This is a genomic window from Frankia sp. BMG5.60 (assembly GCF_059428125.1).
On the sequence record NZ_CM182091.1, the window covers coordinates 7,158,259 to 7,181,720 of the forward strand.

The 23,462-nt window shown below is 73.3% G+C and carries 20 protein-coding genes; 8 read left to right on the plus strand and 12 right to left on the minus strand.

The features are described from left to right. Positions 1–158: 158 nt before the first annotated feature. The 7 genes from AC5R91_RS29330 to AC5R91_RS29360 all read right to left on the minus strand — a co-directional run bounded on the left by AC5R91_RS29330 (position 159) and on the right by AC5R91_RS29360 (position 8,982). Positions 159–1,820, minus strand: a complete 1,662-nt coding sequence (locus AC5R91_RS29330; protein WP_495394530.1) for an LCP family protein — start codon at positions 1,818–1,820, stop codon at positions 159–161. Positions 1,821–2,091: 271 nt separating this feature from the next. Beyond that, positions 2,092–3,198, minus strand: coding sequence for a LysR family transcriptional regulator (locus tag AC5R91_RS29335; protein WP_495394531.1), 1,107 nt, complete (start codon positions 3,196–3,198; stop codon positions 2,092–2,094). A 158-nt stretch (positions 3,199–3,356) separates the two neighbouring features. Next, the gene (locus tag AC5R91_RS29340; protein ID WP_495394532.1) at positions 3,357–4,160 is read right to left on the minus strand and encodes an MBL fold metallo-hydrolase; all 804 of its coding nucleotides are present in this window, start codon (positions 4,158–4,160) and stop codon (positions 3,357–3,359) included. Between the two features lie 137 nt (positions 4,161–4,297). Continuing rightward, positions 4,298–5,290, minus strand: a complete 993-nt coding sequence (locus AC5R91_RS29345; RefSeq protein WP_495394533.1) for an aldo/keto reductase — start codon at positions 5,288–5,290, stop codon at positions 4,298–4,300. A gap of 36 nt (positions 5,291–5,326) precedes the next feature. After that, the gene (locus AC5R91_RS29350) at positions 5,327–6,196 is read right to left on the minus strand and encodes an NAD-dependent epimerase/dehydratase family protein (protein WP_495394534.1); all 870 of its coding nucleotides are present in this window, start codon (positions 6,194–6,196) and stop codon (positions 5,327–5,329) included. A 145-nt stretch (positions 6,197–6,341) separates the two neighbouring features. Continuing rightward, a complete protein-coding gene (locus AC5R91_RS29355) occupies positions 6,342–7,736 on the minus strand; it encodes an aldehyde dehydrogenase family protein (protein ID WP_495394535.1) in 1,395 nt (464 codons plus the stop codon). 49 nt (positions 7,737–7,785) lie between these two features. Further along, complete coding sequence (locus AC5R91_RS29360) at positions 7,786–8,982, minus strand: NAD(P)-dependent alcohol dehydrogenase (RefSeq protein WP_495394536.1); 1,197 nt, start codon at positions 8,980–8,982, stop codon at positions 7,786–7,788. 189 nt (positions 8,983–9,171) lie between these two features. Between AC5R91_RS29360 and AC5R91_RS29365 the strand changes: the two genes are divergently transcribed. Both AC5R91_RS29365 and AC5R91_RS29370 read left to right on the plus strand, forming a co-directional pair. Continuing rightward, a complete protein-coding gene (locus AC5R91_RS29365) occupies positions 9,172–9,765 on the plus strand; it encodes a PP2C family protein-serine/threonine phosphatase (RefSeq protein ID WP_495394537.1) in 594 nt (197 codons plus the stop codon). 87 nt (positions 9,766–9,852) lie between these two features. Further along, positions 9,853–10,590 carry a DUF427 domain-containing protein gene (locus AC5R91_RS29370; protein ID WP_495394538.1) on the plus strand — a complete coding sequence of 246 codons (738 nt, stop codon included), beginning with the start codon at positions 9,853–9,855 and terminating at the stop codon, positions 10,588–10,590. A gap of 89 nt (positions 10,591–10,679) precedes the next feature. Here AC5R91_RS29370 and AC5R91_RS29375 read toward each other — a convergent pair whose 3' ends face one another. After that, the gene (locus tag AC5R91_RS29375) at positions 10,680–11,309 is read right to left on the minus strand and encodes a TetR/AcrR family transcriptional regulator (protein WP_495394539.1); all 630 of its coding nucleotides are present in this window, start codon (positions 11,307–11,309) and stop codon (positions 10,680–10,682) included. A 192-nt stretch (positions 11,310–11,501) separates the two neighbouring features. On the opposite strand from AC5R91_RS29375, the gene AC5R91_RS29380 reads away from it, so the two are divergent. Next, entirely contained in the window at positions 11,502–12,830 is a 1,329-nt protein-coding gene (locus AC5R91_RS29380) for an ABC transporter permease (protein ID WP_495394540.1), read from the plus strand. 130 nt (positions 12,831–12,960) lie between these two features. On the opposite strand, the gene AC5R91_RS29385 is transcribed toward AC5R91_RS29380, so the two are convergent. Next, positions 12,961–14,730, minus strand: coding sequence for a sensor histidine kinase (locus AC5R91_RS29385; RefSeq protein WP_495394541.1), 1,770 nt, complete (start codon positions 14,728–14,730; stop codon positions 12,961–12,963). 895 nt (positions 14,731–15,625) lie between these two features. On the opposite strand from AC5R91_RS29385, the gene AC5R91_RS29390 reads away from it, so the two are divergent. Continuing rightward, on the plus strand, positions 15,626–16,603 hold the full coding sequence (locus tag AC5R91_RS29390; protein WP_495394542.1) for a universal stress protein: 978 nt from the start codon (positions 15,626–15,628) through the stop codon (positions 16,601–16,603). Positions 16,604–16,645: 42 nt separating this feature from the next. Here the strand turns inward: AC5R91_RS29390 and AC5R91_RS29395 are convergent, their stop codons facing one another. Then, positions 16,646–18,358, minus strand: a complete 1,713-nt coding sequence (locus AC5R91_RS29395) for an MFS transporter (RefSeq protein WP_495394543.1) — start codon at positions 18,356–18,358, stop codon at positions 16,646–16,648. A gap of 256 nt (positions 18,359–18,614) precedes the next feature. Between AC5R91_RS29395 and AC5R91_RS29400 the strand changes: the two genes are divergently transcribed. After that, a complete protein-coding gene (locus tag AC5R91_RS29400; RefSeq protein ID WP_495394544.1) occupies positions 18,615–19,163 on the plus strand; it encodes a TetR/AcrR family transcriptional regulator in 549 nt (182 codons plus the stop codon). A gap of 157 nt (positions 19,164–19,320) precedes the next feature. On the opposite strand, the gene AC5R91_RS29405 is transcribed toward AC5R91_RS29400, so the two are convergent. Together AC5R91_RS29405 and AC5R91_RS29410 are read right to left on the minus strand one after the other, a co-directional pair. After that, a complete protein-coding gene (locus tag AC5R91_RS29405) occupies positions 19,321–19,713 on the minus strand; it encodes an RNA-binding S4 domain-containing protein (RefSeq protein ID WP_495394545.1) in 393 nt (130 codons plus the stop codon). Between the two features lie 10 nt (positions 19,714–19,723). Then, positions 19,724–20,404 carry a YdcF family protein gene (locus tag AC5R91_RS29410; RefSeq protein ID WP_495394546.1) on the minus strand — a complete coding sequence of 227 codons (681 nt, stop codon included), beginning with the start codon at positions 20,402–20,404 and terminating at the stop codon, positions 19,724–19,726. Positions 20,405–20,525: 121 nt separating this feature from the next. On the opposite strand from AC5R91_RS29410, the gene AC5R91_RS29415 reads away from it, so the two are divergent. The 3 genes from AC5R91_RS29415 (at position 20,526) to AC5R91_RS29425 (ending at position 23,381) form a co-directional block, all read left to right on the plus strand. After that, entirely contained in the window at positions 20,526–21,491 is a 966-nt protein-coding gene (locus AC5R91_RS29415) for a TIGR03621 family F420-dependent LLM class oxidoreductase (protein WP_495394547.1), read from the plus strand. A 237-nt stretch (positions 21,492–21,728) separates the two neighbouring features. Then, on the plus strand, positions 21,729–22,490 hold the full coding sequence (locus AC5R91_RS29420) for a class I SAM-dependent methyltransferase (protein WP_495394548.1): 762 nt from the start codon (positions 21,729–21,731) through the stop codon (positions 22,488–22,490). 126 nt (positions 22,491–22,616) lie between these two features. Further along, entirely contained in the window at positions 22,617–23,381 is a 765-nt protein-coding gene (locus AC5R91_RS29425; protein WP_495394549.1) for an SDR family oxidoreductase, read from the plus strand. The last annotated feature ends 81 nt before the right edge of the window (positions 23,382–23,462 follow it).

The following is a 23,462-nucleotide window of genomic DNA, read 5'->3' on the forward strand; positions in this document are numbered from 1 at the left end:
GTTCTGGAGCGGTTCAGCGCTTGCAGGAGGTTGTGGACGGTGCGCGTGGGTGGGGCCGTCGACAACCTCCCGCAATTCCGTCGGTGATCCGGCCGGCCAGCGGGTCGGCGTCGAGCTGGCGATCGGCTCGCCGCGCCGGATCGGTCAGCCGGATCCGGTCAGTAGGTGCAGGTGGGGGCCTCGGGCGGGGCGGTCGGGCCCTGGACGGCGGGGGTGGCGCCGGCCGTCGCGTCGCCGGCCGTGGCGCCGGCCGCTGGGGCCGGGCTGGCGCTGGACGTCCCGGTGCCCGACGAGACGGCCGGCGTGACGACCTCGGTGAACCCGGAGCCGAGGACGAGCTGGACGCCGGTGACGCTGGAGTCGGCCAGCACGCTCGATCCCGGCACGGCCGCGGCGACGGTGCGCGCCTCGGCCTCCTGGCCCGGTCCGTAGATGACCCGGGATGTCACGTGGGTGAGCGCCGAGGCGTTGCCGGCGTTGCGCGCGTGGAAGCCCTTGCGGGTCAGCGCGCTGGTGACCTGGGAGGCGAGGCCGGAACGGGAGGAGCCGTTGTAGACGGTGACGCGCACCTGCGACGGGGCCGCGGTGGCGCCCGGGGCGAGCGAGGGGCCCGCGCCCGCGCCCGCGTCGCCCGAGGAGCTGGCGCCCTCGATGCGGCCGCCGAGCGGGCTGACGATCCGCAGCAGGTCGTCGGGCTGGTAGAACTGCACCGACGCGCGGGTGCCGTGCAGGCGGATGTCGCCCATGTCGTCGACGGCGCCCTCGGCGCGGGTCGGGGCGTGGGTGGGCACGGTCTGCATCCGGATTCCACCGTTCGTGAGGCCCTTGATGCGGGTCGCGAGGCCGCGCAGGTCGGCGATGGTCGTGTGCTCGTCGAGGGTGAGCGCGCCCGCCGCGGTCGACGCCAGCCGCTCGGCCTTGATGGGGTTCGACAGCGTGTCGCCATTCATGATCTTGTGGAACATGGCGCCGATGAACTGCTGCTGGCGGCTGATCCGGTCGGTGTCGCCGGCGGGCAGGCCGTGGCGCTGGCGGACGAAGGCCAACGCCTGGTCCCCGTTGACCTGGATGGTTCCCGGGCCTCCGCGGAAGCCGCTCATCGGATCGTTGGTGTTCGTGCTGACCCGCCACCGGCCGTTGTCGTCCTGGAAGCGCTGGGGTGGCGCGTTCGACGGTTTGATGCACACCTCGACGCCCCCGATGGCATCGGTGATCTTCTTGAAGCCCTGCAGGTCCATCGAGATGTAGTGGTCCACCTGCATGCCCGTGAGGCTCTCGATGGTCTTGACCAGCAGTGGCGGGCCACCCGAGGAGATGGCCGCGTTGAACTTGTCCTTCGTCGACGCGTGGCGCTTGCCGTTCGTGTCGGTGTACTCGGGGATCGTCACGTACATGTCACGGGGGAACGAGATCATCGTCGTGGTCCCGTCCTTGTCCAGGTGGGCGAGGATCGTCGTGTCGGAGCGCTGCCCCTCGACGTCGCCGTACTCCCCACCGGTGCCGGCCCGGCTGTCGGTGCCGACGAGCAGGTAGTTCGCCACCCCCACCCCGCTCGAGCCGCCGTCGGAGAGGCCGAGATCGATGCGGTTGACCTTGCCGTTGATGAACGAGTAGGCGGCCCAGCCGCCGACCGTGACCAGCAGCACGCAGCAGGACACGAGGGAGAGGAAGGTCAGCAACCCGCGCCGGCGCCGCGGGGGAGGCCCGCCGGGCCCCGCGCCACGTCCCGACCGGCCGGGTCCTGACCCCCGCGGATCCAACCGGGGCGGGAGAACCCGCGCGCTGTCCACGGCGTCGTACTGCAGGTGCGGTGCGGTCACTTCCCGCCTTTCCTCGAGGCCCTGCGGGCAGGGTCCGACGTAGTGCGGAAAGTAACACGTATGGGTTATTGGCTTACCTTGAGGGGTGTCGAGGAGATTCCCCGTATACGTGGCGCGATGGGGGCGGTGCCAGCCGGGATCCGTCCGCTGATCACCTCGATGACGACGGCGTTCCGTGACGTCTGTCGACGCGTTGGCGGCCTGCCTGCGCGAAGCGACCGGCGGATCGGACCGTATGGACTCCGGACCGACGCGGTGCGGCGCGGCGGTCTTACCGGGACGGGGACGCGGCGCGAAGGTGGTCGACGGCGGCGGTGATCCGTGCATCACGGGCGGCCGTGGCGCGCGACCAGACCAGGCCGAGCTGGAAGTCGATCTCGCCGGGAGCCAACGGGACCAGGGCGAACGCCGGGTCGGCGAACACCCGTCCGGCGGGCCCGGAGTGCACCGAGCCGGTCAGGGTGAGCTGACGGGATCGGCGGATGGTGGTCGCGAGCAGCAGCAGGTCCTGCTCGCGCATGGTGACGACGTGCGCGTGACCCGCCTGCTCCAGCCGGTCCTGCAGCCGGCGCATGGCGATGGGCTGCAGCCGGGTGGGGGCCAGCAGGATCTCCCGGTCGCGCAGGTCGGCCAGGTACAGGCAGGCGCGGGTCGCCAGCTCGTCGTCGGCGCGCATCGCGACGCGGAATCGGTAGGTGACCAGGGGCAGCACGTCCAGTGACGGATCGTCGACGGGCAGGTGCACCAGGGCGAGGTCCAGCTCGCCACGGGCCAGGGTCGGCAGCAGCTCGCTGGACGGGCCGTGGACCAGCTCCGCCAGTTCTCGGTCCGAGGCAGCGGGGGCGGTCTGGGCTGTCTGGGTGGCCTGGGCTGTCTGGGTGGCCTGGGCTGTCTGAGTGGCCGGGTTGGCCGGGGCTCGGGTCTGGTCCGCGGCGCCGGGCAAGGATGCGGCGCCGGGCGGGAACGAGGCGGCGGGCGGGAACGAGGCGGCGGGCGGGAACGAGGCGCCGGGCGGGAACGAGGCGCCGGCCAGGAACGAGGTGATGGTCGCGACGACGCGGTCGACGACGTGCGGCGGCGCGAAGTGGGTGGACCCCAGGCGCAGCGGCGTGAGCTGGCCGGCGGCCTGGCGGGCGGCGAAGCGCGCCTCCTCCAGACTGCGCAGCGCCGCCTCGATCCGTGGCAGTGCGGCTCGGCCCGCCTCTGTGAGCGTCAGCGAGTGATGGCCGCGGGCGAACAGCTCCACGCCCAGTTCGTGCTCCAGCGCGCGGATGCTGCGGCTGACCGGCGACGGGGTCAGGTGCAGCCGCGTCGCCGCGCGGCCGACGTTGCCCTCCTCGGCGACGGTGACGAAGGCTCTGAGCTGTCCGATCTCCATGGCGGTCTCACGTGACCATGAGCGGCGACCCGCTGTCAAAACCGGCCGCCCACCGCGATCGGCGTCGGTGGGTCGAGGCCGTCAGTGGATCGAGGCCGTCAGTGGATCGAGGCCGTCAGTGGATCGAGGCCGTCGGGGGTCGAAGGTCGTCAGTGGTCTCAGTGGTCGAGGTAGAGCCAGCGGCGGCTGGTGGTGCCGGCGAGGACGCGGCCGAAGCGCAGGCCGGCGAAGTGCGGGGAGGCGACGGGGGTGCCGTCGGCCTCGATCTCGTCGATGAGGCGGGCGCGGGCGGCCTGGGCGGTCGGGCTGTCGGCGTCGTAGACGGCCTCCCAGCCGGCGTCGAGGAGTTCGACGGGGGAGTGGGCGACGTCGCCGAGCAGCATGGCCCGCTGCTCGCCGCTGGAGACGATGAAGATCGTCGATCCGGGGGTGTGGCCGGGGGCGTGGCGGGCGTCGATGCCGGGGGCGAGGGTGACGTCGGTGTCGAACAGCTCGACCTGTCCGGTGATCGGCGCCAGCTTCGACGCGGTGCGCCGGTCGGGTTGCGGCCCGTCGACGAAGTGGTGCCAGTCGGCGGCGTGGCAGCGGTAGGTGGCGTTGGGGAAGACCGGCCGGTCCTCGAGCGCGGTCCAGCCGGTGTGGTCACCGTGCAGGTGGGTGAGCAGCACGTCGGTGACGTCGGCGGGCTGCACGCCGAGCGCGCTGAGGCTGTCGAGGAGGTGGCCGCCGTGAAAGCCGCGGGCGGAGAACGGGCCGAGTCCGGCGTCGACGAGGACGACCCGGTCGCCGGTGCGGATCAGGAAGCCGCCGAGCGCCATCTCGAACTCGCCGGCGGCGGTGAAGTGCTCGGCGTTGCACTCCCAGTGCGCCTCGTCGCCCCCGGGTGGGGTGAGCACGTCGCGGGCTCGCACCCGGGCGTCGCCGTCCCAGACGGGCTCAACGGTCAGGTCACCGACCTTCATCGTCACTCCTTGTGGTCAGAGGGATCGCCGAAGGGTTCGTCAATGGGTCGCTGAACGGGTCGCCGTCGGGCTGGCCCGGGACACAGATCGGGACGGCCAGCGGGGACGGCCATCGGTGTCGTTGGCGCCGGTGGCGGTCAGATCCCGGCGTCACCGCGGCGGTATTCGACGGTGATCTTGTCGAGGCGTTCACGGGTCGCGTCGTCGAGGTGCAGGTCGACGGCGGCGAGGGTGGCGTCGAGCTGCTCGGGGCGGCTGGCGCCGATGATCGGCGCGGTGATCGCGGGCTGGCTCAGCGACCAGGCGACCGCGAGGGTCGGCAGGGTCACGCCCAGGTCGGCGGCGACGGCGGCGAGTTCGTCGATGGTGTCGAACATCCGCTCCTGCCAGTAGCGCTGCTGGTAGCGGTCGGCGGCGGTGCCGAGGGTGAACCGGCTGCCGTCGGTCGGGGGCTTCGTGCGGTCGTGCTTGCCGGACAGCAGTCCGCCGGCCAGCGGGTTGTAGGGGATGACCCCGACGCCCTCCTCCTGGCACAGGGGGAACAGCTCGCGTTCGACCTCGCGGAACAGCAGGCTGTGGCGGGGCTGTGCGGAGTCGAAACGGACGAGGTTGAGCGTCTCGCTGCGGCCGAGCGCGCGGGCGAGCTGGTAGGCCAGGTAGTTCGAGACACCGACGTAGCGCACCTTGCCCGCGCGGACGACGTCGTCCAGTGCCCGCAACGTCTCGTCGATCGGGGTGGTCGGGTCGTAGCCGTGGAGCTGGTAGAGGTCGATGAAGTCGGTGTTCAGCCGGCGCAGGGAGGCGTCGACGGCGTCGAGGATGTGCCGCCGGGACGCGCCCCGGTCCCACGGGCGGGTGCTGGTGGGCCCGACGCACTTGGTGGCCAGGACGACCTCGTGGCGGCGGCCGGTGAGCCAGCTACCGATGATCTCCTCGGTGCGCCCGATGGTCTGCACCGTCCCGCCGAGCGGGTAGACGTCCGCGGTGTCGAGGAACGTGATGCCGCCGTCGGCGGCGCGGTCGAGGATGGCCCGGGAGCGTTCCTCGTCGCACTGCAGGCCGAAGGTCATCGTGCCCAGGCACAGACGGGAGACGTGCAGGCCGGTCCGGCCCAGCCGTACGTGCTTCATCGTCATGTCCTCTTCGGATGGGTGTTGGTGGGTGGCTCAGCCGCCGTCGCTGACGTGGTCGCGCCAGGAACGCTCGGGCTTCCAGCCGAACAGGGCGCGGGCCTTCGTGATGGAGATGCCGCCGGAGTCGGGACGGTCCAGCTCCCGCAGCGGTGGGGCGTCCGGGCCGAACACCTCGGCGGCGAGCTCGGCGAGCGGGCGGCCGGCGATGTTGTCGGGTTGGGCGGCGTAGACGACCTCGTGGCCGGGGGTGTCGGCGGTCGCGGCCAGGGCGATCAGGTCGGCGAGGTCGTCGGCGTCGACGTAGGACCACTGGTTGAACGCACCCCGGCGCGCGTTCGCGGCGACGCCGGCATGGACGGTCTCGTAGGCGTCGGGGGTCAGCACGAGGCTGGGGCGCACGGAGACGGCGGTGGCGTCGCTGCGGCGCACGAGCGCGTCGCAGATGTTCTCCCCGAGGGCCTTGGACAGGCCGTAGGCGTCCTGGGGACGCAGCGGGTGGTCCTCGTCGACGGGCAGGTAGTCGGGCAGGAACGGCCGTTCGGCGGTGACGAAGCCGGGGGCGGTCTCGCTGGAGGTGTAGATCAGGCGTCGCACGCCGGTCCGGGCGACCGCCTCGGCGACGTGGTACGTGGACTGGGTGTTGGTCGTGAAGATGACGTGCCCGGGGTCGTGCGAGGGTTCGGGGATGCCGGCGGTGTGGATGACGACGTCGGGGCGGGTGCGCAGGACGACGGCGATGGCCTGCCCGTAGTCGGTGAGGTCGGCGCGCAGGTAGGGGTCGAACGGCGGCCCGTAGTGGGCGGCGACGATGTCGGTCCCGGTGACCTGGTGGCCGTCGGTGCCCAGGCGCGCGACGACGCGTGAACCGATCTTCCCTCGGGATCCGGTGACCAGGACTCGCATGGTCGCTCCTGACGTCCTGCTTGCACAGTGTGGATGTCACCCTACGTCGAAGTTGACACCGGATGACGAAATGTCGGGAGGGTCGATACCAGGTCGATCCCGCCCGCCGACGGGGTCGGCGGGATCGTTGAGCGGCGGGATGCCGTCATGCCGTCATGCCGGCCGCCGGCGGTGGGGGCTCGCTGGCGGCGACGAACACCGATCGGGCGTGGGACAGCTCCCGGAAGCCGTGCACGCCGTGGTAGCGGCCCATCCCGCTGCTGCCGACACCGCCGAAGGGGAGCTGGCTGTCGACGAAGTGCAGCGCCCAGCCGTTGACGGTGACCCCGCCGGACGACGTGCCTCCCAGCACCGCGTCGACCAGGGCCCGGTCGCCGCTGTAGACGTACATCGCCAGCGGCTTGCCACCCGCGCGGACATGCTCGACGACCTGCGCCGGGTCGGTGAAGGTCAGCACGGGCAGGATCGGCCCGAAGATCTCCTCGGTCATGATCTTCATGTCGGGGGTCACGTCGAGCAGGACCGCGGGCGGCAGGACCGTCCCGGCGGGATCCGGCGTCCCGCCGCCGACCAGCGTCGCGCCGCGGGCGACCGCGTCGTCGAGGTAGCCGGTCAACCGGTCCAGGTTGCGCCGGTCGACGATCCGACCGAGGGCCTCGGGCACAAGGCTCCCCTCGCGGTAGAGGTTCTGGTCGACCCACGCCTGGTAGTGGCGGAGGAACTCGTCGCGGACCTCCGGCCGGACCCACAGGTGGTCCGGCGACAGGCAGATCTGCCCGGCGTTGCTGTGCTTGGCCTGCGCGATCTGGGCGGCGGCCGTCGCGAGGTCGGTGGTCCCGTCGACGATCGCCGGGCACTTACCGCCGAGTTCGAGGGTGACCGAGGCGAGATGGCGGGCCGCGCCGGCCATGACCACCCGCCCGACCGCGGGGCTGCCGGTGAAGAAGACGTGGTCGACGGGCAGTTCCAGCAGCGTGTTCGCCAGCTCGACCCCGCCGGTGAACACGGCGACGTGCTCCGGGGAGAAGACCTCCCGGATGATCCGCGCGCTGATGGCGGAGGTGGCCGGGGCGAGCTCGTTCGGCTTGACGATGGCGGTGTTCCCGGCGGCGATGATCGGAACCAGCGGCTGGAACAGCAGGCCGAACGGGAAGTTCCACGGCGCGAACAGCAGGCAGACCCCGCGGGCCTCGTACTGCACGAACTCCTCGGCCCCGGCGCCGAAGTACGGCGGCGGGGTCAGCGGGGTCGGCGCCGTCCACTCGGCGAGGTGGGCGACGGCGTCGTCGATGTCGGCGAGCACCGCCGCCACCTCGGTCGGGACCCGGGGGCGCGGGGGGCGCAGCAGGTCGGCGTGCAGCGCGGCCCGGATCTCGTCGAGATGACCGGTGATCGCCGCCCGCAGGCGAGTGAGATGCCCGGTGCGCATCTCGACGGTCGACGTCTTCGTGACCCAGCGATGCCGGCGCTGCGCCTCGAAAATCCCGGTGAGGTCGGTGAGGTCGGTGATGTCACGCTTCTTCTCGGTCTCAGTGGTCATGGCTCTCCTCATCGGGGGCTCTCTGCTCCGGAACCGGTGCGAGGGACTGTCACTCGAGGTGCGGCATGCGCAGCACCGCCTTGAGGACGCTGCCCGCCCGCGCCCGCTCGACGACGGTGCCGATATCGGCGAAGTCGAAGACCGTCACGAGCCGTTCGATCGGCAGCCGGCCCTCGCGCCAATGGCCGGCGAGCCGCCCGACGAGGTCCGCGGGCGACCCCCGGCCGGCCGCCAGCGTGCCACGGACCGTCAGCCCGCGGCTTTGCAGCAGGGTCGGATCGAGGCGGACCGACTGGCCGAGGGTCACGCCGACGAGCGCCGCCTCACCGCCCGGGGCCAGCGCGGTGACGGCCTGCTGCATGACGGCGACGTGGCCGGCGGCCTCGACGGCGTAGTCCACACCGCCGGACTTCTCGAGGACGGCGACGGCGTCGGTGTCGCCGGCGTCGATGGTCCGGTCCGCGCCGAGCTCGGCGGCCAGGCGCAGCCGCTGCGGCCGGGTGTCGACGGCCGTGATCGACGCGCAGCCCGCGATGCGCGCCGCCATGACGGCCGCCAGCCCCACGGCCCCGGCCCCGAACACCGCCACGCTCGACGCCGGCCGGACCCGCAGCGTGTTCAGGACCGCGCCCGCTCCGGTGAGGACCCCGCAGCCGAGCGTGGCCATCAGCTGAAGGGGAAGGTCGGCGTCAACGCGGACCGCGTTGCGCTCAGTGGCCAGCGCGTACGTCGCGAACGAGGACTGGCCGAAGAAGCTGCCGAAGGCGGGCCGGCCGTGCTGGCGATGGGTCCAGGATCCGTCCGGTCGACGCCCGCCGCCCATGTTGAGGGTCTGGTAGCACAGGCAGTAGGACGGCTGGCCGCCTCGGCAGCTCGCGCAGTCCCCGCAGGAGGCGGCGACCAGAACGACGTGGTCGCCGGGCGCCAGAGCCCGTACGGACGCCCCTACCCGCACCACGATGCCGGCCCCCTCATGGCCCAGCACGGCCGGCCATCGCAGCGGCACCTGGTCCAGGATCGCGAGGTCGGTGTGGCACAACCCGGTCGCGTCCAGCCGGACCAGGATCTCGTCCGGGCGGGGGTCGTCCAGCTCCATCGTCTCGATCCCCAGCGGGCCGCCACTGGCGTGCGCGACGGCGGCGGTGATCTGCATGGTGGTGCCCTCCGGGGGACGGTCGAGGCGCTGATCGCTCGGGCGGAAGTAGCTGGGCCCCGACGTGCGGTGACGCAGACAGCCCGGCGCCACGCCGGCTACCGTCCCGCCAGACTCGCGCATCCGGGGGCCGATGACCATTGCGGATTTTCGTCCGTCGACGTGTCACTTGGCGCAACCTCGCCATTGTTCGGGCGTGCTCGCCGCGGCGCAGGCGCGCAGTCTGGTGATCAGCCCGCTGCTCGCCGCGGCGCTGACCGGGCCGCGGGTGACCGCGAGATCGTGGCCGCCCTCGACGCCGAGGTGGTCCGCTCGGGCGGGCCGGAGGACTTCGTCACCGCCGTGTTCGCGCAGATCGATGGCGCCCGCCTGGAGATGGTCAACGGGGGCCATCCCGACCCGGTGCTGCTGCGCCGCGGCGCGCCCCGCCTGCTCGACGCCACCGGCCGGCGCACCCCGCTCGGCCTGGGCGCGACCGGCACCACCGTCGTGCGCAGCCACCTCGTCGCGGGCGACCGGATCCTCTTCTACACCGACGGCCTGGCCGAGGCCCGCCACCCACGGACCCGGGAGTTCTTCCCGGTGCTGCCCGCCGCCCGACTCACCCTCGGGCCGGCGCGTCGGCTCGACGCGGGTCTGACCGACCTCGTCGCGGCCCTGCGGCGCTGGACCGAGGCGACGCTGGGGGACGACGTCGCCCTGCTGGCCGCCGAGTTCGCCCCACCCGCACGGGCCACGACCCCCGCGGCGGATCAGCCCGCCCGGGTGGGCCTCCCCGCGAACGCCGGCGCCTCCGTCGGTGCCGCCCCGGCGCGCCGTGGCCCACGCCGGCCGGGGCACGGGAAGGCTCCCGGTCCGCCGCTGGTTTCTCCCTGACAGCGCCTGATGACGCCCCGCGCCACGGCGGTGGGTGGGCCCGCCAGGGGCCGGCGCGAGCACGCCGAGGCGACGGGAGACGATCCGATGACGACGCAGCAGGCGCGGGGCCGGGTCCGGCTGGAGCAGGGGCGCAAGCGGGTCCGCGCCTACCTCGCCGGGCGGCTGGTCGTCGACACCACCAGCCCGGCGCTGGTCTGGGAGAACCCGCACTATCCGGCCTACTACCTGCCGCGGGCCGACGTGGTCGCCGAGCTGGTCCCTACCGCCCGCGCGGAGCACTCCCCGAGCCGCGGCGAGGCCGTCTACTACGACGTGGTCGTCGAGGGGCATACCGCCCTGGCGGCGGCCTGGGCGTACCCGCAGTCCCCGCTGGAGGGTCTGCGCGACCTGGTCCGCCTCGACTGGGAGGCGATGGACCGCTGGCTGGAGGAGGACGAGCCCGTCTACGTCCACCCGCGCAGCCCCTACACCCGCATCGACGCGCTGCCCAGCTCCCGGCACGTCCGGGTCGAGATCGACGGGGTGGTCGTCGCCGACTCCCACCGCCCGGTCATCCTGTTCGAGACCGGCCTGGTGCCGCGCTACTACCTGCCCCTGGTCGACGTCCGCCAGGAGCTGCTGCGCCCCTCGGACACCCGCACGCACTGCCCGTACAAGGGCAACGCCGAGTACTTCTCGGTGGAGGTCGACGGCCGGCGGCACGACGACGTCGTGTGGACCTACCGCACCCCGCTGCCGGAGAGCGCCCGGATCGCCGGCCTGGTCTGCTTCTACGACGAGCGCGTGACGGTGTCCGTCGACGGCGTGCCCACGCATCCCTGACCGCCCGCCGCAGCCAGCCGGTCGGGACGGACTCGGCCGGTCGGAGCGGGCTTAGCCGGTCGGAACGGGCTTAGCCGGTCGGAACGGACTCAGTCGGTCAGGACGGACATCGCCCGGTCGAGCAGGGCGGCGAGATCTGCCGTCCCGTCGGAGTCGCGCCAGACCGTCAGGGCGGCGTCGTAGCAACCGAGCGCGGCCGAGGCCAGCGCGCGTGGGCGCGGGTCGGCCGTCTCCGTCGGCGCGATGGCGAGGCGCCGGGCGAGCTCGGGGGCGAGCAGCCGCTGCCAACTGTTCTGGCGCTGCAACTGGCGGCCCTGCAGTGACGGGGTGTCGACCATCATCCGGGACAGCCGCAGGGCCCGTTCGGGGTTCTCGGCGTTGAACCCGATGATCGCGTTGAGCGCCTGGCGCAGCGCCTGCCACGGCGTCTCGTCCGCGGGGCGGCCGGCGAGCGCGTCGCGCAGGACCAGGCCGCGTTCCTCCACCCCGAGCAGGACGACGTCCTCCTTGGTGGCGAAGTAGCGGAAGAAGCTGCTGCGCGACAGGCCGGCCTCGGCGGCGATCTGGTTGATCGTCGTGGCTTCGAAGCCCTGCCGGTCGAACAGGTCGAAGGCGACGGCCGTGATCTCCGCCTGCAACGCCCGCCTCGTCCTGCTGCGCAGATCGGTGCCCCGCGCGGGGGTTGCGGCGTCGGCGGGGGTTGCTGCGGGGTTCTTCACCACGGGACGAGGATACCAGATCTGGTATCTCGACTCACATGTTGGACTGAGTCTCATCTTTGGGCTAAAGTTCCACTGCGACCTTCGGTCGAACCTTGCCAGCGAACCGAGCCCCCGGCGTCATCCCGGGCACAGCGGCCGGCCTGCTGGACCTCCAACCCTCATCGGTCTTCACGCGCGGGAAAGTGATCTATGACTGCGGAGACACTGGCGTCCAGCGGGTCGCCCTCGTCCGGGCTCGGCCCGTGGATGCGCTTCCGGCGGCAGTACTCCCGGCTCTCGCCGCCGGTCCAGATGATCGGCCTGCAGCTCTGGCTGCCGCTGGTCTTCGTCATCGCCTTCTGCCTGTGCTACATCAACGCCTTCCACCAGCCGACGCCGAAGGACATCAAGGTCGCGGTGGTCGGGACGGGCCCGGCGGCGGCGACCCTCGCCGAGCGGCTGGAGGGCACCAGCAACGGCATGCTGTCGGTGTCGGTGGCGGGCTCGGTCGACGCCGCCCGCGGCGATGTGCACGACGGCGACCTGGCGGCGGCCTTCACCCCCGGCGCGGCCAACCAGCCGGCCCGGCTGCTCATCGCCAGCGGTGCCCAGTTCCAGCTCGCCGAGGTGGTCCAGCAGACGTTCGCCCCGGTGGCGGCGGCCGAAGGCACCACCCTCACCGTCGACGACCTCGCCCCGCTGCCCAAGCACGACTCCTATGGCACCTCGGGCTTCTACATCGCACTGGTCTGGACCATCGCCGGCTACATGGTCGGCATGTTCATCGGGATGATGGGCCAGACGCTCAAACACCACGTCCGTCTCGGCCTGATCGTCGGATCCGGCTTCGTGTTCTCGCTGCTCGGCACGCTGTTCGCCGGTCCGGTGGTGGGCGCCGTGCACGGCCACTTCCTGTCGCTGTGGCTGCTCGGCTGGCTGACGACGATCTCGGTCGGCCTGGTGGTCAACGGCCTGTCGTACTTCATCGGCCGATTCGTCACCGGCGCGGCGCTCATCCTGTTCGTGTTCCTCAACATCCCGGCGTCGGGCGGAGCGTTCCCGGCCGCGTTCGTGCCGGAGCCCTTCAAGTGGCTGCACCCGTACGTGTTCGGCACCGGTGTCCTCGACGTGCTGCGCGGCATCGTCTACGACGCCGGGCCGGGGATCGGCCGGGGCGCGACGGTCATCGGCGTCTACGCGGCGGTCGGCATCGTGCTCACCGCGATCGGCCGGCCGTACTTCAACCGCCGCAACCGGCTGCGGGCCGAGCGCGGCAAGCCGGTCTCGATGATGCTGGCCGCGCAGGGCGCGGCGATGGCGGCCCGCCAGGCCGAGCAGGCCGAGGCCGCCGCCGGTACCCGCCCGCACCACGTCACCACCAGCGGCGTCACCACCAGCGGGGTCACCGAGACCGACGGCCCACCCCGGGACCATGGTTCTCGTCCAGTCGAGTCCCGTGACAACGAGTTCGCAGACGAAGAGGTCGAGTCCGATGCGGCCGCCGTCTCCGGCGCGGCGGCGGGCAGCGGCAGCGCCTGACACCCGACCCCGCAGCCGATCTCGCCGCGCCCCGTCCCTTCCCCGCTCCGCCCGAGGGGGAGGGGCGGGGCGGCGGCGTTCCGGCGGGCGACCTGGGACGGCACCCCAGCCCGGAGGCGGGCGCGCCGGCTCAGCCGGTGGGTGCCGACCAGCGCACCCGGGTGCCGCCGGCGGGGCCGGGTTCCACGGTGAAGGTTCCGCCCAGGCTCTCGGCCCGGCCGCGCAGGTTCGCCAGACCGCTGCGCCGCGTCGTCGGTCCCATGCCGACCCCGTCGTCCACCACGTCCACGCTCACCCGGCCGTCCGCGACGGCCACCGTCACCTCGACGGCGCGGGCGTGGGCGTGGCGGGCGGCGTTCGACAGGGTCTCGCGCACCACGGCGATGAGGTGGTCGCCGACGGCGGCGTCGATCGCCGTGTCGACGGGGCCGTCGAGGTGCAGCCGCGGGGTGAAGCCGAACGCCCCGGCCATGTCGTCGATGATCCCGAGGATCTGCGCCCGCAGCCCGCTGCCCGTGGCCGGGGTGGCCCGGCCGCGCAGCTCGAAGATCGTCTGGCGGATCTCCCGCACGGTCTCGTCGAGGTCCTCGACATAGGTGCTCATCCGCTCCGCGCGCGCCGCCCGCTCCTCGCTGGCGGCCAGGCCCTGCAGGCCCATCGCCACCGCGAACAGACGCTGCATCACGTGGTCGTGCAGGTCGCGGGCGATCCGGTCGCGGTCCTCCAGCAGCGACAGCCGGCCCCGCGCCGCCCGCGAGCGAGCCAGCTCCAGGGCGAGCGCGACGTGGGCGGCGAAGGCGGCGGCGAGTTCGAGGTCCTCGTCGCTGAACAGCACGCCGCCGCGGCGCCGGCCGAGGATCAGCGCCCCGGAGGTGACCTGCGAGGCGATCAGCGGCACGATCATGATCGGGCCGACGTCGAGCTTGTCGATCTCGGAGCCGCCGAGCGTGCGCACATCGGCGACGACGAGCGGGGCCCGGTCGTGCACCGCCCGCCCGGCCAGCGACGTCTCCAGCGGCACCCGCTGGCCGCGCAGCAGGTCGGCGTCGTCGCCCTCGGCGACGTCGAAGGACAGCTCCCGCGCGGTCGGGTCGCACAGGGCCAGCGCCGTCGTGTCCGCCCGGGCGACGTCGCGGGCCCGCTGGACGATCAGCTCCAACGGGTCGTCGCCGTCGGCGAGCAGGTGCCGGGTGATGTCCGCCGACGCCTGCGACCACTGCTGACGGTGCTGGGCCTCGCCGAACAGGCGGGCGTTGTCGATCGCCACGCCGGCGTTGGCGGCGAGCGCCAGCACGAGCTCCTCGTCCTCGGCCGTGAAGATCCGCCCGCCGCGCTTCTCGGTCAGGTAGAGGTTGCCGAAGACCTCGTTGCGGACCCTGATCGGCACGCCGAGGAACGCCCGCATCGGCGGGTGCCCGGCGGGGAAGCCGACGGCCCGGGGATGGTCGGCGATGTCGTCGAGGCGCACCGGCCCCGGCTCGGCGATGAGCAGGCCGAGCACCCCGTCCCCGCGGGGGGTCCGGCCGATCGCCTCGACGCGGCCCGGGTCCATCCCGACGTGGATGAACTGTTCGAGGTGACCGTCGCGGGCGATGACACCGAGCGCGCCGTAGCGGGCGTCGACCAGCTCGCAGGCGGACTCGACGATGCGTCGCAGCACCACGTCGAGGCTGAGGTCGGCGGTGACCATCCGGTTGGCCCGCAGCAAGCCGCGCAGCCGGCCCTGGGTGGCCAGCACATCCTGGGCCCGCTCCACCAGTTGGGAGAGAAGCTCGTCCAGTTCGAGCCGAGCGACAGCGGGGAAGATCAGATCTCCCGACGACCCTGACGGGGAAGCCTGCCCGTAGGCCGCCCCGGAGGTCCCTGCACCGGCTGGCGCGAGGTCCCGTTCGGACTCCATGCTTCCAGGACGATAACCGATCCGCGTCGAGTGGCGGCCGATATCCGGATCGCGGCCGAGACGTTCCCGGCGAGGATGGGCCGCCGGTCCCGACGGGGGCCATCCGTCCGTGGTGGGCGCCACGTCATCGCGGAGTTGGTGCGGACGGTTCCGCGGGGGTTCGCGTCCGCCCGGCACGCCCGGCACGCCCGGCACGCCCGGCCTGTTCGGCTTGCGCGGTTCGTCCCGTGGCCTCGACGGCGTGCATCCGCGTCGTCCTCACTTCGCGCACCCTCATCGGGCAGTCTCCTGTCCACCATGTCGACTGACCGGAGTCCGGGCCGGACCGGCGGCCGGAGCACCGGGTCAGCCATCCCGGCCCGCCGCGCCCTTCGCCGTTTCGCCGCTGCGCGGTCGGCCTCAGCGCGCCCCGGGTCGACCTGCGGCGGGTCCTCACGTCACCTGCCATGTTCGGCCCCGCCCCACCCCGGTGCCCAGGGACCTTAGGCGTACATCGTGGAGCACTTCCTACCGCGAGATCCGCGCCGTGGCGGCCGCAGACCGGCCCGGGCGGCCGGCCACCCCTCGCTGCCAGGGCGTCCGTTGCGGACGCCGGCGCCACCGGCCGGGTCGTCGGACCATGCCCCGGACGGGCCGCCGCCCCGCCCGACGGGGCGGGGGAGTGGACTGCCTGCCCCGATCGGGCCAGTCGAGGTGGCCCCGCGGCCGCACGGTATCCCCCGAACGGGGAGGAGACGACGGCCGAACGCACCGCCGGCGGCGGGCCGTTCGGATCGCCCGCGAGGGCCACCGCGCACTCGCCGGCCCGGGCCGCGGCGGGCACCCTGGAAAGGAGACTGGGGAGCCGGCAACCGGGGATCTGGAGCTTGTGGTGTCGGGCTGCATCGTGGTGGGAGTGGACGGATCCAGGGACGCCGACGCGGCGCTGCGCTGGGCCGCCCGGGAGGCGTGGCTGCGCCGCGACCGCCTCGAGGCGATCCTGGCCTGGACGCCGGACGACTGCCCGCGCGAGGTACTCGACCGCGCCTACGCGCCGGGCCCCCACACGATCGAGGGAACCGCCCTGGCGCTGTTGCGGGAGTGCGTCCAGCGAACCCAGGACCCGCGCCGGCCGGTGCCCGTCACCGAGCGGGCCGTCTACGCCGACGCCGTCGAGGCGCTGCTGTCGGCCGGCGCGGGCGCAGACGTGATCGTCGTCGGCTACCGGGGGACCAGCCGGCTGCGCCGGTACCTGGTCGGGTCGGTCTCCGCGGCCTGCCTGCACCAGGCGACGCGGCCAGTCGTCGTCGTCCGGGCGGACAGCCAGACCGCCGAGGACGACGACGGCGACGGCGACCGGCCCGTGCTCGTCGGCGTGGACGGGTCGGCGGCGTCGCTGGCCGCGTTGCGCTGGGCCGCCGGGCAGGCGGCGCTGCACGCGGCACCGCTGCGGGTCGTGCACGCCTGGCAGCCCACCCCGCTGCTGCCCCTCGGTCACCGCGCCGCCCGCGACCGGGCGGCGCTCGAACAGGCCGCTCACGCCGTCCTCGACGACTGTGTCACGAGGGGATTGCCCGCCGGGGGACTGGCCACCAGGGAATCTGCCACCCGGGGACCGGCCGCCAGGGAACCAGCCGCCAGCGGACCGGCCACCAGGGATCTGACCAACGAGAGGCTGGCGGACAGGGAGTTGGCGGACGTCACCCTCGACACCCGGCTGGCGCTGGGCGGGCCGGCGCAGAGCCTGCTCGCCGCGGCCGCCGACGCCCGGCTGCTCGTCCTCGGCGCCCGTGGTCACGGCGGCTTCGCCGGCCTGCTGCTGGGCTCGGTCGCGCACCAGTGCGTGCACCATGCGCGCTGCCCGGTCGCGGTCATCCCCGACCCCATCCGCTGAGCGGGCCGTCGTCCGGCCGGGCGCCGGGCAACCCCGGAACGATCAGCCGCCCGGTCGCGGCTCGGAGCCGACGGCCGAGGGCGCCCGGGAATCCTCCGGCCCGCCGCCGGCCGAGGTGGCACCGGTCGGAGCGTCACCGGTCGGAGTGGCCTCGGTCGAGGTGGCCTCGGTCGAGGTGGCCTCGGTCGGGGTGGGGCCGGTCGGGGTGGGGCCGGTCGGAGCGGGGCCGGACGGAGCGGGGTCAGCCTGGCCCTGGGCGACGAAGTCCTTGCGGCGGATGAGGGCGAGCGCGCAGACCGCGCCCACGAGCGCGACGACGCCGGTGACGAGGAGCAGGTCGTTGATCGCACCCGCGAAACCGGCCTTGACCGCGCCGGCCAGCGGGCCGCGGGCGCTCGGGGGCGTGGCGGCGAAGAGCTGGTCGGCGTCGCCGCGGCGCAGCGTGTCGGCGATCTGCCCACCCTGCCCGCGCAGCGCCGGGACCCCCCGCAGGGCACCGTTGATGCCGCTTTCCAACCGGGCCGCGAAGATCGAGCCGAGGGCCGCGATGCTGATCGCCATGCCGATCTGGCGGAACGTGGTGTTCGCGCCCGACGCCATGCCGGAACGCGCCGGCGGCACCACCCCGACGGCCGTCGAGGCCAGCGGCGGATTCACCATTCCGCTGCCGATGCCCGCCAGGACGAAGCCCGGGATCAGGTGCGTCCACGAACTGCCCGCGTCCAGGCCGGACATGAGCAGCAGGCCGACGCCGACCAGCGCCAGACCGGGGCCGATGAGCCACCGCGCCGGCACCACGCTGCTCAGCCGCCCGGCCGCGGTCGCGGCGACGAAGCTGCCCGCGCTCACGATCAGCAGCCGCACGCCCGACCCGAGCGCGGAGTACCCCAGGTCGTTCTGCAGGTAGAGGACCAGGTAGACGAACATCGCGAACAGCGAGCCGTTCATCGCGACCGCGGCCAGCGACCCGCCGAGGAACGTCGGGGTGCGCAGCAGCGACAGGTCGAACATCGGGTTCGCGACCCTGGTCTCCACGACGACGAACGCCACGAGGAACGCGATGCCCAGGCCCAGGCTGACCACGACACCGGTGTCCGACCAGGCCGTCTCGCCCGCCCGAATCAGGCCGTAGACCACACCGACCAGCCCCGCGGTGAGCACCGCGAAACCGGGCCAGTCGGGGCGGTGCGCCGCCGGCGGCCGGGACTCCTCGACCTTCCACACCGTCAGGGCGACGGCGACGATCCCGATCGGCACGTTGACCAGGAAGATGCCCCGCCAACTGATCCCGCTGGTGATCAGGCCGCCGAGGATGGGTCCCAGCGACGTGGCGATGCCGGTGACCGCGCCCCACACCCCGAAGGCGATCCCCCGGTCGCGACCGCGGAAGCTGTGGGCGAGCAGCGCCAGCGACGTCGCGAACAGCACGGCGCCGCCCACGCCCTGCACGCCCCGCGAGATGATCAACATGATCGCCGACTGGGAGAGCCCGCACAGCAGCGACCCCGCCGTGAAGACCGTGAACCCGATGGTGAACAGCAGGCGGCGACCGTAGAGATCGGCGAGCGAGCCGGCCGTCAGCAGCAGCGCGGCCAGGGTCAGCGCGTATGCGTCGATGACCCACTGGACGTCGGCGAAGCCGGCGTCCAGACCACTCTGGATCTCGGGCAGCGCGACGATCACGATCGTCACGTCGAGCAGCAGCATGAACGTGGCGCCGCAGACGACCAGCAGCGTCCACCACTTCCGATCCATTGTTCTCCCTGAGGCCTGGAACATCGGTTGCCGCACGCCGCGTCCGGACAACGGAACAGGCCGGAGGGCCCGTGGCGGCGGGCGGTGATGGTCTGACGTTTCGCGCCGGCCCGAGGTGACCGGACCGGGTGCGGCGGTGGCAGGGCCGCGACGGTGGGGTCGGCGAAGGTGAGATCAGTAGTTCCCGTATGCCCGGGTAACGGGGAAGTCATAGATGAGTCGCCTGGGTCGGTGGTTCTGCGGCCGGGGTGGTTCTGTGGTTGGTGGTTCTGCGACCGGTGCCTTGCCTGGCCGCGACATCACCCGGCGGGCCGGAGTCTCCAAGGGCCTGTTCTACCAGTACTTCCCGTCCAAGGACGGGCTGGTCTTCGCGCTACAGGAGAAGTTCGCCATCGAGTTCGCCGCGCACGTCACGACCGCGGCGGCCGAGCGGTCGGACTGGCCGGGCAAGCTCGACGCCGCAGTTCTGGTCTGCTGCGAGCATTTCCGGGCCGAAGAGGGGCTGCACGACGTGCTGTTCCAGCATCTGCCCGGCGCCCACGCGGACACCCGGGAGGGTCCCGCCGCGCAGGAGTTGGGCCACACCGCCGCCCATCACCGCCTCGTCGAGGCGATCGCCGCTCTGCTCACCGCCGGCGTCGCCGCCGGCGCGTACCACGTCGAGGACGTGGAGGCGACCGCGGTGCTGTTCTTCACGTCCATGCACGCGTTCGACAGGGCGTTCCGGCATGACTACCGGCTGAGCGACGACCGCCTTGTCCGGGCCATCCAGCGGCTTGTGCGCGGCGCGGTCGGCCTGAGCTGACCGGCCGGACCGGGCCGGTCCGCCCGCCGGGAGATGATTCGTCCCGTCGCGCCCGGGGCCGCCCCTGACCGTCCGGGGCCGTCGAGCGGCAGGGACCGCCGGGCGGCCGGACCGTCGAGCGGCCGGGACCGCCGGGCGGTCAGGCCATCCCGGGCGGTCATGGCGGTCCCGGCGGGCGGGGCTGGTCGCGCAGCCGTTCCAGCACCCGGCGGTCGCGCTTGGTCGGCCGGCCCGCGCCCCGGTCGCGCACGGCCACCGCCGGGGTCGGATCGCGCGGCACCGGGGGGCTGTGGTCGACGAAGCACTCGGCCGCGACCGGCGCCCCGACCCGCTTGCGCAGCACCTTGGTGATGACGACGATCCGTTCCCGCCCGGCGAGCCGGAGCCGGATCTCATCGCCCGCACGGACCAGGTGCGCGGGTTTGATCCGCTCGTCGTTGAGCCGGACGTGCCCGGCGCGACAGGCCTCCGTCGCCTGCGAGCGCGTCTTGACCAGCCGCACGCACCAGATCCACGTGTCGGCCCGGACGGAGTCCTCCGGTGGCGCCATAGGCGCGACTCTACGAACCCCGAGGGCGACGGGCCTTGGGCGGCGTGGCCGGTGCGTGCCGCTGGGCCGCGCGCAGCGCCGCCCGGGCGATCTCGTAGCCGGCGATGGGCAGCTTGAGCCACCAGTGGTCGAGTACCTGGTAGTCGTCGGCGGGCACGAGCCGGTCGGCAAGGTCGGGCCGTAGCCGGTGCAGGTACCGCCGCCCGCGCGCCGCGTGCAGCGGATCCGAGGCGATCGTGAGCGTCGGCGCCGACTCGGCGAACGGCACCGCGAACGTGATGTTCTCCCAGGTGGTGCGGGCCGCGGTCTCCAGCCGGATCTTCGCCGCGGGCACGCCGAGTGTGTCCCGTGCGTACCCGGCCATGGCCTGTGCCTCGGTCACCGCGCCAGGCGGCCCGCCGCCGGTGAAGATCAGCAGGCTGTCCGCGTCCGGGGCGAGGGAGCGCACGCCGATCTCCGTGCGCCAGCGTTGGAGTGGATGCAGCGTGCCCGCGCGGGTCGACGGGAAACCGAGGACGATGACAGCCTGAGCGCCCCGCCCCGCCGGGTGGGCCCGTCCATCGCCGCGCCGCTGGCGCGACGCCACCCAGCTCAGCGCCTCGGCGAGGACGACTGGGGTGGAGGCGACGGCGACGGCGACGCGCAGCCGTCGTGCCCATGGTCGAAGCCGGGCGGCTCGGGTCGCGGTCACGCCGGTATACAACACCGAGCCCGACCGCTGTATGTCGGTTCGGCCGGCGATGCGATGGATGTCCCTGTCGGCCCGCGGCAGACGACGATCAGGTCGCGGCCGTCGGCGCAGTAGGGTCATCGTGACGCTGCCGATCGGTGTGGATGCGCGGACGGGAGCCCCGGGAACCGGCGCGACGACGGCAGGCGCGCCAGAGGGGAAGTCGACCGTGCGGCCGTTCCGGTTCGGGGTGAACATGTTCGCGGTCTCGGCGCCGGGGGAGTGGTCGACGGCTGCCCGCCGGGCCGAGGAACTGGGCTACGACGTGCTGCTCGTCCCCGACCACCTCGGGCTGCCCGCGCCCTTCCCCGCGCTGGTCGCGGCCGGGGCCGCCACCGGCCTGCGGCTTGGCACCTTCGTCCTCAACGCGGCCTTCCACAATCCGGTGCTGCTGGCCCGGGAGGTCGCGACCACCGACGTGCTGACGGCGGGGCGCCTGGAGCTCGGCGTCGGCACGGGTTACGTCGCCGAGGAGTTCGCCGCCGCCGGCATCCCGTTCGGTACCGCGCGGGACCGCGTCGAGACCCTCGAGCGGGTCATCGACGCGGTGTACGGCGCGCTGGGCGACCCCGCCAGCGCGCCGCAGCCGGTGCAGCGGCCGGTGCCGCTGGTCGTCGGCTGCAACGGCAACCGGATGCTCACCCTGGCGGCGCGCCGGGCGGACATCGCCGCGTTCACCGCCGCCACCGTCGACCCGGCGAACCCGACGAACCTGCGGCTGCTGTCCGGCGCCGCGTTCGCCGAGCGGATCGCGTTCTTCGACAAGGTCGCCGGCGACCGGACCGGCGAGGTGGAGCGCAACCTGCTCCTCCAGGATGTCACCGTCACCGACGACCGGGAGGCGGCACTGGCGGCCTGGGCGCCCCGGCTGCCGTACCTGAGCGCCGAGGAGATCCCCACGGTCCCGGCGCTGCTGGCCGGCACCGTCGAGCAGATCGCCGACCAGGTACGCGGCCTGCGGGAACGGTTCGGCATCACCTACTTCACCGTCCTGCAGCCGGCGCTGGAGGCGTTCGCCCCGGTGATCGCCGCACTTCGCCGCGACTGACCGCGCCACCGGCCACCGGCCACCGGCCACCGGCCACCGGCCACCGGCCACCGGTTCCGCGGTTCCGCGGTTCCGCGGAACCGCGGAACCGCCGGTTCGTGGGTCCGGTCCGGTCCGGTCCGGCCGTGGTCGTGGCCGGGTCGTGGCCGGGTCGTGGTTGTGGGCCGCTGCATGGCGTGACCGGTGACCGGCGGAAACCCGGTCGTCAGCGGTCGACCGGTCTGCCACGATCGGGCGATGCCGCGCGGATTCGAGGAGCTGGTCGACGAGGCCGCGGCCGCGTCCGTCGACGGATGGGACTTCTCCTGGCTGGACGGCCGGGCCAGCGAGCAGCGGCCGTCGTGGGGATATGCCCGCCTGATGGGCGAGCGGATGGCCCGCGCCGACGTGGCCCTCGACGTGCAGACCGGCGGCGGTGAGGTGCTCGCCGGGGTCGCGCACCTGGCGCGGCGCACGGTCGCCGTCGAGTCCTGGCCGCCGAACATCGCGCGGGCGGCGGCGCTGCTGCGCCCCCGCGGCGTCCATCTCGTCGCCGCGGACAGTGATCACACCCTGCCGTTCGCCGACGCGACGTTCGACCTCGTCGTCAGCCGGCACCCGGTGGCGACCTGCTGGCCGGAGATCGCCCGGGTGCTGCGTCCCGGCGGCGGTTACCTGTCCCAGCAGGTCGGCCCGGCCAGCGTCGGCGAGCTGTCCGAGTACTTCCTCGGGCCCCAGCCGGCCGCCGTGCGTGGCCGGCGCCATCCCGACGGCGCGCGCGCCGCCGCCCGCGCCGCCGGACTGGAGGTCGTCGACCTGCGGATGGAGTCGCTGCACACCGAGTTCCGCGACGTCGGCGCCGTCATCTATTTTCTGCGCAAGGTGATCTGGATCGTTCCCGGGTTCACCGTCGAGCGGTACCGCGAGCGCCTCGGTGAACTGCACGAGCGGATCCGCACGACCGGCCCGTTCACCGCCCGCACCACCCGCTTCCTCATCGAGGCCCGCCGCCCGCAATGACGTGACGTGCGCATGGCTCTTTTCGGCGCACAGCGTCTCTGTACGCGTTGACCTGGCGTGCGCTCGAAGCAATAGCGTCCTCGCCGAGCATGAATTCGTGCCGTCCGGCAGGCGTAGGAGAACATGATGGCTGATCGATTGACCGGCACCGTCGCACTCGTGACCGGGGCGAGCAGCGGCATCGGAGCCGCGACCGGTCGGGAGCTGGCCCGCCGGGGTGCGGCGGTCGCGCTCGTCGCGCGCCGCAAGGACCGGCTGGAGCAGCTCGCCGCCGAGATCCAGGGCGAGGGCGGGAAGGCGCTCGTCCTCGGTGCCGACATCACCGACCAGCGGCAGGCGATCGACGCGGTCGAGCGGACCGTCGTCGAACTCGGCCGGCTGGACACCGTCGTGAACAACGCCGGGGTCATGCTGCTGGGCCCGATCGTCGACGCCCCCACCGTGGAGTGGGACCGGATGGTCGCGCTCAACCTGCAGGGACTGTTGTACGTCGCGCACGCCGCGCTGCCCCACCTGCTCACCGCCGCCGACTCCGGCCCCCGCAACGTGGCGGACCTGGTCAACATCAGCTCCGTGGCGGGCCGGCGGGCGACGCCGAACTCCGGCGTCTACAACCTCACCAAGTTCGGCGTGAACGCCTTCACCGAGTCGCTGCGCCAGGAGGTCACCGAGCGGCACGTGCGAGTGTCGGTGGTCGAGCCCGGCGCGACCGTGACCGAGCTCGCCGACCACCTGCGCGAGGAGATCCGCGAGACGGCGACGCGCGTGTTCGCCGACGTCGAGAACCTTCAGGCGGAGGACATCGCCGACGCGATCGCCTACATCGTGACCCGCCCCCGCCGCGTCGCCGTCAACGAGATGCTCATCCGCCCCACCGAGCAGGTGCGCTGAACGGGCGTATTCCCCCTGCGCTCTGTCGTCCGACGAACCGCTCGCAGACTGCGGCCGGGATCCTCGGCATGGTCGTGGCAG